Raw genomic sequence first — 13,747 nt, forward strand, 5'->3', positions numbered from 1 at the left:
GTGAACACTTATTAGTCTTATTTTGGAGGGCTGTAATCATGAAAGCTGTGGTATTTGAATCGTTTGGTGGACAATTAAATATTCAGGACGTAAAGAAGCCCATGCCAAAATCTCACGGAGTAGTGATACGGGTAAAAGCCACAGGCGTGTGCCGCAGCGATTGGCATGGCTGGATGGGACATGATGATGGAATAAACTTACCTCATGTACCGGGTCATGAATTTGCTGGTGTTGTCGAGTCCGTTGGAAGCGATGTAAAGCGATTCAAAGCGGGCGATAAAGTTACGGTTCCTTTTATTAGTGCGTGTGGAAGATGTTCAGAATGTTCTTCGGGTAATCACCAGGTGTGTGGTAACCAAACACAGCCGGGCTTTACTCACTGGGGCTCGTTTGCAGAATATGTAGAAATCGATTTTGGAGACGTTAATCTGGTTCATCTCCCTGAAGAAATAGACTACGTGACTGCGGCTAGCTTGGGTTGCCGTTTTGCTACATCATTTCGCGCAGTGGTTGACCAAGGTAAGGTGAGCGCTGGGCAATGGGTCGCTGTTCACGGCTGTGGTGGCGTTGGGCTATCTGCTGTGATGATTGCATCGAGTATTGGCGCAAACGTTATTGCCGTTGATATTTCAGATGAAGCATTGGCATTGGCGAAAAAGTTAGGCGCTGATGTAGTGATTAATGCTAAGAATGAAAAGGATGTGTCTGCGACAATCAAGCGCCTTTCATTAGGCGGTGCGCACGTGTCAATTGACGCCTTAGGAAATCCTATTACCTGTGTTAACTCGGTAAATAGCTTAAGAAAGCGTGGTAAACATGTTCAAGTTGGTTTGCTATTAGCTGAACAGTCAACGCCTCCTATTCCCATGGATACGGTCGTTGCACATGAGCTTGAAGTAATAGGTAGTCACGGTATGCAGGCGTATCGTTACGAGGCCATGTTTGGCATGATCGCCACAAAAAAGCTGAATCCCCAAGCCCTGATTGGAAAGGTAATTTCACTTCAAGAAGCGCCTAAAGCGTTGACTGAAATGGACAAATATTCACAACCTGGCGTGACCGTTATTTCTTTTGATGAAAAGTGAAAAACAGGGCTTGTTGAGCTGCGTGTGAAATGTCATCTAACGCACTGAATACGTAGCTTGACAGAGAATCAAAAAAACTTTGCTGGTAGGGGCTTGGCAGGGCGATTTTGTGTGCTACCATCCGCGCAAATTTGGCACTGTCGTGATCTTCATCCAAAAGTATAAAGTTAAAAGAAGAACGACAGGTCAACGCAGGGTTTCGACTTTGCTTGTTTTTTAGCCGCTTCCATGTAACCGTGAGCAGTCTTACACGGCGGGAACGCTTTTTGTTACAGCTATTTCTATGAAAGGGTTGCAATGCTCATTAACGACACACTTCATACAACTTCACCCCTACGCCAGCGTATAAGAGACTACTATCGCATTAGTGAGTCGGTGGCTGTGGATCAAATCCTTCCCATTGCCGAGGTAAACCCACGTGCACGAAGCCGTGCATGGGAACGCGCACGAAAGATGGTGCTTCAAATTCGCCGAGAGCAAGAAGGGCACGGTGGTGTTGACGCATTATTAAATGAATACTCGCTATCTACAGCAGAAGGTGTGGTATTGATGTGCTTGGCTGAAGCCTTGCTGCGTGTTCCAGACAAAGCCACTCAAGATGAGCTTATTCGTGACAAACTGTCTCAGGGACAGTGGACACCTCACTTGGGGAATTCAGAGTCGTTATTTGTTAACGCATCGGCGTGGGGCTTGTTATTTACGGGCAACATGGTGAACTATGCCGACAAGCGCAAGAAAGAACAGTTTGGCTTGTTAAAACAAACCCTTGGCCGCTTAGGTGAACCTGTTATTCGCCGCGCTATGAACATTGCGATGCGCGTTATGGGTCGTCAGTTTGTTATGGGCGAAACCATTGAAGATGCAGTAGATCGCGCCAAAGAGAAAGAAACCAAAGGGTACGTATATTCTTACGATATGCTAGGCGAAGGCGCACGCACTATGCGCGACGCTGAGCGTTACTACGATGCATACGTAAAAGCAATAAAAGTAATCGGTAAAGCGGCTAACGGACGCGGTCCTAAGCGTTCACCGGGGATCTCGGTAAAGCTTTCTGCTATTCACCCACGCTTTGAATTTTCTCACCGCGAACGCGCCATGGCAGACATTCCGCCGCGCTTGAAAGCGCTGTGTATGATGGCGAAAGAATACGATATCGGTTTAACCGTAGATGCGGAAGAAGCTGACCGTCTAGAGCTTTCTCTAGATATTATTGAAGCTGTATTTCGCGATGAAGACCTGAACGGTTGGACAGGCTTTGGCTTGGCCGTACAGGCCTACCAAAAACGCGCAATCCACGTTATAGAGCACTTACGTGAACTTACCCTAGAGGTAGGTCGTCCGCTAATGGTGCGTTTGGTTAAAGGCGCTTATTGGGATACTGAGATTAAGCTTACTCAACAAGCGGGCCTTGAAGAGTTCCCTGTATTTACCCGTAAGTCGTCAACAGATGTGTCATACCATGCCTGTGCGAACCGTCTACTTGAGTATCGCGACACCATTTACCCGCAGTTTGCGACTCACAATGCCTACACAGCGTCTGTTATTGTTGAGCTTGCTGGTGACGACAAAGAAGGTTTTGAGTTCCAGTGTCTGCACGGTATGGGCGATACCCTTTACGATCAGGTGGTAACACAGGATAAAATTCAGTGCCGTGTTTATGCACCTGTAGGTGAACACGAAGACTTATTGGCCTACCTTGTACGTCGTCTTCTTGAAAACGGCGCGAACTCGTCGTTTGTAAACGCCATCGTTGACGATGAAAAACCGGTTGAATCTTTGCTTGAAGATCCGGTAGAGAAAACACAACGCCTGAAAGTACGCTATAACAAGTTAATCAAAACCCCACGTGGGCTGTATGCGCCAGAGCGCGATAACTCGCGTGGTCTAGACCTTACCGACACCAATGCGGTAACGGCGCTTAAACATGAACTTGAACGCTGGCAGGATTACTACAAAGTGACCGGTGAAGTGCCAGAAGGTGCGACAGCGGTACTTAGCCCAACTAACCACAACGACGTGGTAGGTTATCACCATTACGCTACGCCTGATGATATGCGCAAAGCATTAGATGAAGCCGAAGCTGGGTTTGAAGCATGGTCTAAACGCGATGTAAGCGAGCGCGCTGAAATACTTAATCGAACAGCAGATGCGCTTGAGCGCCACATGGCAGAACTCATCGCTATCTGTATGCGTGAAGCCGGTAAAGTAGCGCAAGACAGCATTGATGAAGTGCGTGAAGCCGTTGATTTCTGTCGCTACTACGCGGCGCGTGCAGAAGAGCTTGCTGAAGATCAACGCTTACTTCCTCGTGGTGTTGTGCTTTGTATTAGCCCGTGGAACTTCCCACTAGCCATCTTCTTAGGCCAAGTGGCAGCGGCACTTGTAACAGGTAACACGGTTATTGCTAAGCCTGCTGAACAAACCAGCATTATTGCGCAGCGTGCGGTAGATATTATGCACTCGGTAGGCCTGCCAGAAGACGCACTGAAACTTATTGTGTCGCCTGGTAAAGAAGTGGGCGAAACCCTTCTACCAGACGAGCGCATTAAAGCGGTAATGTTCACAGGTTCAACGCAAACCGGTACGTTAATTTCTCAAGTGCTTGCAGAACGTGGTGGTGAACAGGTGCCATTGATTGCAGAGACCGGCGGTCAAAACTGTATGATTGTTGATTCAACTGCACTGCCAGAGCAGGTAGTTGATGACGTGATCCACTCTGGTTTCCAAAGTGCCGGTCAGCGCTGTTCAGCGCTTCGCGTATTGTTCGTACAAGATGAAATTGCTGATGACCTTATCGAAATGCTAACCGGCGCCATGAAAGAGCTTACCGTTGGTGATCCAACGCAGCTTGCTACCGATGTTGGCCCTGTTATTGATGAGAAGGCGCTTAAGAGCCTAACCGATCACCAAGAGTATATGGAAGATAAAGCTAAGCTGCTTTATCGCAATGAAATGCCAGCAGGCTTTGAAAACGGTACTTTCTTTGCGCCGACCTTATATGAAATCAAGAACATTGATGTGCTTGAAAAAGAAGTGTTCGGCCCTGTGGTACATATTGTTCGCTTTAAGTCGAAAGACCTTGATAGTGTGCTAGAGCAAATCAATGGCACAGGTTACGGCCTAACTATGGGCATTCACTCGCGTATTGAAGAGCGTGCTAACGAGCTAGCAGCGAAGAGCCGCGCGGGTAACGTGTACATTAACCGCAACATGATTGGCGCTATTGTTGGCGTTCAGCCATTCGGTGGACGTGGATTGTCTGGTACAGGTCCAAAAGCGGGTGGTCCTAATTATCTGCCTCGTTTAATGATGGAACGTGCCACACCTAAGCCATCGCACATTGATGATGTAGATGGTACTGATGCAGCGCTTGTCGGTGATGAAAAGATTGCCGAGCGTGCGCACGTAATGATGGATAAAGCGAAAGCGGTAGAAGTGCAGTGGCGTCATACGCCGTTGAATGACCGTATTTCTATGGTACGTCAGCTTCTCGCTAAAATTGCGAAAGTGGACATCGTTGACGAGCTTGCTGATGACTTGAACCGTACGCTTGCGACGGCGCGTCAGCAGTTAACCAGTGTTGAACGCAAGCTAGCCAAGCCACAAACCTTGCCGGGGCCAACAGGTGAATCGAACAAGCTTTACCTAGAGCCTCGCGGGATCTTGGTGTGTTTTGCCGATAAAGAAGTAACCTTTGAATACTGGTTACTGTCTATTGTGACCGCGCTATCAACGGGTAACCCGGTAGTATCAGTTGTGTCTGAAATCTTCTATGAAGAAGCCGTTGAAATTCAAAACAAGTTTGAATCAACTGGCGCACCAAAAGGCTTATTCCAAGTTGCGCGTCTTGCGCATCTAGACACCTTGCTAATGGATGAAGATTTATCTGGCGTGGTGGTCGACTCTGGTACTGAGCGTACTGCGCGTATTACAGCAATGCTGTCATCTCGCGAAGGCGCTATCTTGCCGGTTATCACAGCTGAATATAACGATAACCTTATTCAGCGTTTGATGACCGAAAAAACCATCAGTATTGATACTACGGCATCAGGTGGTAACACATCGTTGATGACCCTAGTTGAAGATGATGAATAAGCGGTAATACTTGCGGTAAATACCGACTTGGCAAGATAGCGATTTAATTGAGAGCTATCTTCACAACATGTCATTCAAAGGCCAGCGTTAAGCTGGCCTTTTTAATACCTTATTCTTACCTTTCTCATTTATTTCTAATTCCTTGCTCTTTCCTTAACCGGACCTTAACCCTGCGTTTGAAATACTCGTGTCAGTTAATTTAAAAAAGCTGCGCATAGACCTTCGAAAGTAGCCTGTGCGCCAAATAATAGGCACAAGTCATGGGCAAGATAAAACTGACGGTAAATAGCATTACCCTTTGCATTTTGCTGTCTGCATGTACAAGTACTGATGACAGAGCGTTGAGCGAATCGGCATCGTCGTCAACGGGTAACAACGTTGTGTGGCAGTCTCAAGCACAGCAACAAGAATCAACACAAACCTTGCTGCTGAATTCGGACACGACGTTAACCGATGTCATTGATATCAAAGAGTTACCTCACTTAGCCGGTTACATTGATGAAGCCCTGTCTTCTAATGCTAGTCTGCAGCAGTCGTTAATAACGCTTAGAAAAGCACAAGTAGCCATTGATAGTGCAAAAGCGGATAGGAACCTTAATGTTGACGCGAGCTTCTCTGCGTCAAAAAGTGAAACCACCAATAGCAGTGCATCTACCAGCTCAAATACCAACTCCAGTACGAGCTCTAATTCGAGCAGTCCGAGCTATAGTGCGAGCATGAATGTCAGTTGGGAGCTGGACCTATGGCAAAAAATCAGCGATGGAATAAGTGCAGCAAACTTAGATGCAGCAAGTGCCAGAGCCAGCTATCAGTCTGCCAGAGATTCTCTGGTCGCTAACGTAGTAAGAAGCTATATCGACGTACTCACTCAGCAGCAATTACTGAATATTGAGCAGTCTCGGTTAACAGTACTAGAAAATAACGAAGCCGTTATTTTAAAGCGCTATAGCACCGGGCTAGGAAGCCTAGACGATTTAGATACTGCGCGTACAAGCAGTGCAAATACTCGCGCTACTATTGCCCAATATGAAAATGCACTTTTAACAGCAAAGCGCACGTTGGCCGTACTCTTAGGCAGACAAAACCAATCGCTAAACGAGCTCAACACTCAAGTTAGTTTTCCCGACGTGTTATTGCCGCTAACAACTTTGCCGAAACAGGATCTGGCACGTAGACCCGATCTTCAGGCGGCCTTTTATGCGTTAAAAGCAACAGAGTTTGAAGTCGATGTGGCGTACAAAGCCCTGTTGCCAAGCATTAGCTTGTCTGCATCCCTTTCTGATAATGCCTCTACACCTTCACAAGCTTTGTTTACTAACCCTTTGTGGAGTTTGCTTGGACAGATGACCGCGCCACTGTTTCAGGGGGGCGCTCTAAGGGCGCAAGTTGAAGATGCAAAGCTAACCTCAGCCAATGCCTGGTGGCAGTATCGCGAAACGTTATTAACGGCGGTACAGGAAACCCAAAATGCGCTGGATAGCGAAACTGCGTTGAGTGCTCGAATTAGCCACACCAACTTGGCGTTAGCAAATGCAGAGCGCAGCGTCTCTACCATTGAAGGTCAATATCGACAGGGCCTTGCTGACATCTTGGACTTACTTTCCGTATATGACACGCGCTTTAACTTACAAGCTCAGGCAGTTGAGCTGCACGCCCAGAAATTACAAAACCGAATTGACTTAGGCCTAGCCCTTGGCCTTGGAGTGTCACAATGAGAAACAAACGAATTATTGTAACCTTACTCGCCGCTGCAAGTATTGCGCTAGCGGTTATGTATACCATGATGAATATGGGCGCCCAACATCCCGGCGCAAAACCGCAGACCGAATCAAAGCCAACGTCTCCAGCAATTCCCGCGAATGCTGAGCAACCACAAAATGCCGCTCAGGCAAAGAAACCTGCAGGTGGTGAAAGGCCAGCAGCATTACCTACTGCCGATAGCGGTGTGAACAGGCTTAACAAGGCAAGCGACACGTCATCAGTGAATACCACTAATCGCAGCCCAAAGGGAGAACAAAGCGGCAATACTCAGCTGGCTCAAGTAGGCGTTATTGATGTAACCGCCGACAGCTATAACGCTAAGGTGAGGGGGTATGGTCAGGTTGTTCCGCAAGATAGTTTGAGCTTAGTCGCACAGGTTAGTGGTCAAGTTACTGATATATCTTCGTCTTTTAAAACTGGTGCCCTAGTGGCAAATAACACGGTATTGGCACGTATTGATGACACCAACTATCAACAGGCGTTAGCAAGTGCAAATGCTACCTATCAAGCGGCTGTTGTAAGTCTAGAAGAAGAGCGATTACAGGGTATTCAAGCGAAAGATGAATGGACACGTTCAGGGCTTGATGGTGAACCTTTATCGGCATTAGTACTGCGTGAGCCACAGCTAAAGGCGGCTCAGGCCACTTTGGATGAAGCCGAGCAAAGTGTAAATTCAGCCAAGCGAGATTTGGCGTTTACCTCGTTACGTGCACCTTTTAATGCATTGGTGGTCAGCCGTGACATTGCGCTAGGGAGCTATGTTCAAGCTGGAAGTGCGGTCGCCACACTCTATTCTGCAGATATTGCCGAAGTGGCTATTGGCCTTTCACCTAGCCAATGGGCTCAACTACCTTCTGGTGATGAAACGCAGTTGTCTGGTGATGCCTCCCTTAACTGGCCGGTAACGCTTACCGATACCACTACAGGAAATACCTGGGTTGCCAATATCGTTCGCGCTGAATGGCATCAAAGTGATACAACGCGTCAGCGTAACGCCATAGCGGTTGTTGAGAAGCCGCTGGCGCAATCAACGCCTCTTCTATTCGGCAGCTTTGTGCAGGCAGACATTGAAGGAAGAGCACTCGACAATGTCTGGAAACTGCCGGCTTCTGCTATCTCGCAAAAGCAAGAAGTATGGTTAGTAATGCCATCTACCGGGCAGTTGGCAAAGTTCACGCCTTCGGTTTTGTTTGAAAGCGAAGGTTATGCCTACATCACCCCACCAAAAACCAGTGAAGTTACGGGCGATATTGTGAGTAATGTTGCGGGTAAAACCTCGGGTAACGCTAGCGACAACAGCATGTCAGAACAGGTTGGCGAAATACGCCAAGCGCTGGTGGTTGCGCGCCCTTTAAACAGCTATCTGGTGAATACCAAAGTATTGCCTGTAGTGGAAGGACAAACAGGAGGGCAAGCTGATGACAAATAATCGAAACGGCGCGCCGTTTGACGGGGGCGAGAGTCCGAAAGGCAATAGGAATGGTGGGAATAACGCCCGGGGAATTATCGCTTGGTTTGCGCAGAACTCAGTAGCGGCCAATTTGCTCATGGTCAGCCTTATTGTGCTTGGCTTGGTTTCCATGAACGATATCCGCAAAGAGGCATTTCCAAGTATGGAGCCACGCTTTGTTACCATTTCAATGACATACGATAGTGGTGACCCTAAACAAGCAGAAGAAGGGATAGCTATCAAAATTGAAACCGCTCTGGAAGCAATTCCGGGGATTAAGCGAATTACCTCTACCTCGAACGCCAGCGGCGCAAGTGTGCAGGTAGAAAAAGAAACCGAATACGATTTAGACACGCTTTTCAACGACATCAAAACCGAAGTAGATAGTATTTCTAACTTCCCGTCAGATGCTGAAAACCCTGTTATCAGCAAAGCACGCCGACAAGAACACGCTATTTGGGTGCAGCTTTATGGTGACGTCGACCACGCTTCGCTTCAATACTTGGGTGAGCAATTAGAGCGAGATTTACTGGCAACAGATGACATTCGCGAAGTCAGCGCAGGCAGCTTTGTCGACCCTATGATGTCTATTGAAATAGACGAAGGTAAGCTTCAAGCCTACGGATTAACGCTGTCAGACGTGGCTGATGCCGTTAACCAGGAGTCGAATACCGCGCTTACAACCAGCTTGCGCAACAAAGAAAAAGTGATTCGTTTAAAAGCGTCTGAACAGTCTTACTGGGCGAAAGATTTTGCCAACATCCCCCTCATTACCGATACCAATGGCGTCATACTCACCGTTGGCGATGTTGCTACAGTGCGCGATATGTTTGCCGACGACAGCTATCACTTGTCACGTTACAACGGTACCAATGGCTATGGCATCCAGGTGCTTATGGACGAATATGGTGACGTAACAAAAATGGTACAGCAGGCTCACGAAGTAGTGGACGCATGGCACGAAAAAGGCTTGCTACCTGAAGGCGTAGAGCTTGAAACCTGGTATGACAAAAGCACGCTTATTACCGAGCGATTGACGTTACTTACCAGCAATGCGCTTATGGGCATTGTGTTGGTATTTGTTACTCTTGCCGTGTTTCTAAATTTACGCGTGGCATTTTGGGTGGCGGCAGGCTTGCCCTTTATCTTCTTCGGTACCTTGTACTTCATGACCGACAGCTATACGGGAATGACGCTAAACGAGATGACCACATTCGGTTTTATCATGGCCCTTGGCATTGTGGTGGACGATGCCGTGGTGGTGGGGGAAAGCGTGTACGCCACGCGTAAACAGCATGGCGATACGCTTCAAAACACCATTTTAGGTACCCATAAAGTGGCGGTTCCCACACTGTTTGGTGTACTAACCACAGTGGCCACTTTTTTCGCATTATCGAACGTATCGGGCGGCTTAGGTACGCTTTATTCTCAGTTCGGCACTATCGTTACCTTGTGTTTGTTGCTGTCGGTGGTGGAATCGAAGCTGATCTTACCTTCTCATTTAGCCCATCTGCCAACCAAGCAAAAAGCGCGGAGGGGATTAGGTGGCGTATGGAACAAAGTGCAGCAAAAAGCGGATGGTGGACTTCAGTGGTTTAACTACCGCGTGTATCAGCGCCTATTGAAAGTCACCGTAGCCTACCGTTATGCCGCTGTATTGTTGTTTATTGCCTTATTTGTCATGGTGGTTAGCCTACCGCTTACAGGTGCGGTAAGAGTAAGCTTCTTCCCCAGCATGCAGGGCGACACGGTTTCGGCCAATATGTCGCTTTACAGCGATGCCAGCTATGGACAGAACGAACGCAACTTAATGATGCTAGAGAAAAATGCGCTAGAGGCAGATCGTCAATTAACCCAAGAAAACAGCGCAGATAAAAGTGGCATTAGCAGTTTGCAAGTAACGGCGAGTGGTGATCAAAGCGGCACAATCACCATTTCACTTGATGAAGACTCCTCTTATTCTCTTGATGAATTGTCGGCACGCTGGAATACGTTAACTGGCAATTTAGAAGGCGTAAAAAGTCTAAAAATACGCTCACGCCGAGAGATGGTCGACGGGTTTAACGTTGAAATTAAAAGCATTAACGACGATACCCTGACGGCGGCTAACGATGCCTTTATTGAAGTACTTAACAATATCGATGGTGTATATGCAGTTGAGAGTTCGCTGACACCCGGCGAAGCCATGATGCGCTTTGAACTTACCCCCGAAGGACGAGCGTTGGGGTTGAATACGCAAAGCCTATCGCAGCAACTGTTAAAAGCATTTGGTGGCGAAATTGTTCAGCGCTATTTGCGCGATAAAAACGAAGTAAAAGTGCGGGTGCGTTATCCTGAACAAGACAGAATGAATCCGTCTGATGTAATGAACACGCAAGTGCGTCTGGACGACGGCACCGTAGTACCGCTTTCTGTAGTGGCTAACGTTATTCAAGATGTACAAGAAAAACAGGTGGTACGTATAGACGGCCTACGCGCCCTAACGGTTAGCGCGTCGGTGGATAGCGATGTTATCACCTCAACCGAACTGGTGAATTACTTAAACAACGAGTTTGTTCCTCAGCTATCGCGTCAGTATCAGGACTTATCGCTTTATTTTGCCGGTGAGGCTGAGCAGCAAGCTGAAACGCAAAGCTCCATGCAGAGCGTGTTTATATTAGCCTTGTTGTCTATTTTTGCGTTGTTGGCGATTCCGCTTAAATCCTACGTACAGCCGCTTATTATTATGACCGCCATCCCCTTTGGTATAGTCGGAGCCATTATCGGCCACTGGTCGAATGGATTAATGATAAGTCTGCTCTCGCTGAACGGCATATTGGCGCTTAGCGGTGTGGTGGTTAACGACAGCTTGTTGTTGGTTTCACGATTCAACGCTTTGCGAGAAGAAGGTGTGCCGGTGGAAACGGCAGTTATTGAAGCTTGTACCAGTCGCTTGCGGGCTGTGTTGTTGACCTCAATTACCACCTTTGTAGGCTTATATCCCATATTGGGCGAAACGTCGATACAAGCGCAGTTCTTAATTCCGGCAGCCGCGTCGCTGGGTTACGGTATATTGTTTGCCACCGTCATCACACTTTTATTAATACCCGCATTACTGTTAATTTATGACGATGTAAGCCGTCTAATGGCAAAGCATTTGGTTAAACCTTTAACGGAGAGTATGGCTAATGATCCGCGTGTTACTAGTGGAAGATGATATGGGCCTGGCGGGCAATATTATCGACTATTTAGAGCTTGAAGACATGGTATGTGACCACGCTGCAAACGGTGTAGCCGCGCTGTCTCTTATCCAAAAGCATCCGTTTGATGTTGTGGTGCTGGACATTAATTTACCGCGACTTGATGGCTTAAGCGTATGTGAGAGGGTGCGGGAAGACGGCAACGATACGCCTATTATTATGCTAACCGCCCGTGACCAGTTGGAAAACAAGCTAGAAGGGTTTCAAAAAGGCGCCGATGATTATTTAGTGAAGCCGTTTGACATGCCTGAACTGGTTGCTCGGGTTTTTGCACTGGCGCACAGGCGTTCATCACAAGTGAAAAAGCTGCGCTTTGGCAACGTAAGTTTAGCAATGGGAAGCGAAGTAGTAAGTGTTGAGAACGTGCCTATTAAGTTAAGCCCCACAGCATTTACGCTGCTAAAGGCATTGTTACAGCAACAAGGAAAAGTTATGCCACGGGAGCGTCTTCTCGATGCGGTTTGGGGAGAAGATGCGCCAGAGAGCAATGCGCTTAAAGTGCATCTTCATAATTTGCGTAAATCACTGGTGCAAGCAAATGCCAGCATTGAGGTAAAAGCAGTAGCCGGCACAGGCTTTTGTGTGACGTTAAAACCAGAACAGTCCAGTTCAGTGCAAAGTACAAGCGCGGAACCAAAAAGTACAAATAAAGGAAACGATCAGTGGTAAATGGCCTTCGCATCAGCTTAAGACGCTACGTCTTGTGGTCGCTATTAAGTTTGGCCGCCGTAGTTATCGTGCTCTTTTCAATACAAAGCAGCGATAGCTTTTTCGATGGTATGGACGGCATGCTGAGAAATACCATGATACGGGCGGCAGAAAGCGCAGAGCTTGATGACAACAAGCATGCTCAAATTCTCGATTTACATGTTTTTGCGAACTACGAGAGTTTGCCTGTCGAAGTGAAGCAGAGCTTTTCCAAAGAGAGCTTTATACCGTTTTCACTTATGAAAGATATCAACAAACCTGATTGGTTTTCCCGTCCTATTTCGGCTCACTTTGCCGTGTTAGTTCCGTTAGAAAATGGAGAATCGCGATACGTTACCCAAGTGTTTGTCGCGCCACCTTCTGACGGCAAAAAACACTTTAGAATAAACCATGTTATTTACAGCGCCATTGTGGGCGTAGTTGCACTGGTTTCGTTCTTTGTCGCCTTGCTTTTTCTTATGCGCAGCGTGTCTCGCCCCATAGAGTCATTGCAGAGGTGGGCGGCGTCTTTGGATGAACAAGAGCTCGATAAGCCTATCCCGGAGTTTCGTTATAAGGAACTTAACGCGCTAGCAGGGATGATACATGGCAGCTTGCAAAACGTGCGCAACACCCTAAATCGAGAACGGGAATTTGTTAACCATGCGAGTCACGAGCTTAGAACGCCGATTGCCGTCATTAGAAGTAGCGCGGCATTACTGCACAGAGTGATCGATAGTGAAAATACTAAAGGCAATAACGCGCTTGCGCGGGTGGATCATGCCTCAAAAACCATGGCAGATTTGACCGAAACTCTACTTTGGTTAGGAAGAAATGAAGAAGCAGCTTTACCCAAAGAAAAGGTTAATCTTAAAGCAATGGTTGAGGCTCTAAGCCAAGATTTAATGTATTTGCTGTCGGGAAAAGACGTGAGTGTGCAGCTGCAATTGAGCGATTGTGAGTTAACGCTGGCGAAAACGGCGAGCGAAATTGTGATAGGAAATGTGATTCGAAACGCTTATCAGCACACGCAGCAAGGAAGAGTCACAATAAGTCTTTCAGATGCAACGCTCACCGTGCTCAACGAAGAGGACGGCCTTGAAGAAGAGGCGCTTAACGAAAAAGGCCAAGCGACTTTATCTGCGCCGACTATCAGTGAGTTAGATGGCGGATTTGGAATAGGGTTAAAACTCATTGATAAGCTTTGTGCGAAGCTTAAATGGGGTTATGCACATGAGAGGATAACAGCCCGAGGTTCACATGATGACCAAGGTGATGTTTCTCGTATGACAAGAGGGTATAGAGTGGTGCTTACGGTACGATAATAGGCGCATATAACTCATCAAAGTGTTTGCACTTTGTCACTTCTAATCTGTTTACCGAAACGAGCCCAATAAAAAACGCCGATGCTAACATCGGCGTTTTTTCGT

7 protein-coding genes are annotated in these 13,747 nt (G+C 47.4%); all 7 read left to right on the top strand.

The annotated features are described in order from the left end of the window. The first annotated feature begins 38 nt into the window (after positions 1-38). The 7 genes from AWH61_RS00140 to AWH61_RS00175 all read left to right on the top strand — a co-directional run bounded on the left by AWH61_RS00140 (position 39) and on the right by AWH61_RS00175 (position 13,642). A complete protein-coding gene (locus AWH61_RS00140) occupies positions 39-1,085 on the top strand; it encodes a zinc-dependent alcohol dehydrogenase family protein (protein WP_075175927.1) in 1,047 nt (348 codons plus the stop codon). A gap of 297 nt (positions 1,086-1,382) precedes the next feature. Continuing rightward, the gene (gene putA / locus AWH61_RS00150; protein WP_039217490.1) at positions 1,383-5,180 is read left to right on the top strand and encodes a bifunctional proline dehydrogenase/L-glutamate gamma-semialdehyde dehydrogenase PutA; all 3,798 of its coding nucleotides are present in this window, start codon (positions 1,383-1,385) and stop codon (positions 5,178-5,180) included. Between the two features lie 260 nt (positions 5,181-5,440). Beyond that, positions 5,441-6,895 carry an efflux transporter outer membrane subunit gene (locus AWH61_RS00155; protein ID WP_075175928.1) on the top strand — a complete coding sequence of 485 codons (1,455 nt, stop codon included), beginning with the start codon at positions 5,441-5,443 and terminating at the stop codon, positions 6,893-6,895. Then, positions 6,892-8,370 carry an efflux RND transporter periplasmic adaptor subunit gene (locus AWH61_RS00160; protein ID WP_075175929.1) on the top strand — a complete coding sequence of 493 codons (1,479 nt, stop codon included), beginning with the start codon at positions 6,892-6,894 and terminating at the stop codon, positions 8,368-8,370. Before AWH61_RS00155 ends, AWH61_RS00160 begins: the two co-directional genes overlap by 4 nt. Further along, positions 8,360-11,587 carry an efflux RND transporter permease subunit gene (locus tag AWH61_RS00165; protein ID WP_139308969.1) on the top strand — a complete coding sequence of 1,076 codons (3,228 nt, stop codon included), beginning with the start codon at positions 8,360-8,362 and terminating at the stop codon, positions 11,585-11,587. Before AWH61_RS00160 ends, AWH61_RS00165 begins: the two co-directional genes overlap by 11 nt. Beyond that, a complete protein-coding gene (locus AWH61_RS00170) occupies positions 11,559-12,299 on the top strand; it encodes a response regulator transcription factor (RefSeq protein ID WP_014948173.1) in 741 nt (246 codons plus the stop codon). The genes AWH61_RS00165 and AWH61_RS00170 overlap by 29 nt, the downstream gene beginning before the upstream one ends. Next, complete coding sequence (locus tag AWH61_RS00175; RefSeq protein WP_075175930.1) at positions 12,293-13,642, top strand: sensor histidine kinase; 1,350 nt, start codon at positions 12,293-12,295, stop codon at positions 13,640-13,642. Before AWH61_RS00170 ends, AWH61_RS00175 begins: the two co-directional genes overlap by 7 nt. Positions 13,643-13,747 lie beyond the last annotated feature (105 nt).

Source organism: Alteromonas sp. W12 (assembly GCF_001924945.1).
Classification (GTDB): domain Bacteria; phylum Pseudomonadota; class Gammaproteobacteria; order Enterobacterales; family Alteromonadaceae; genus Alteromonas; species Alteromonas macleodii.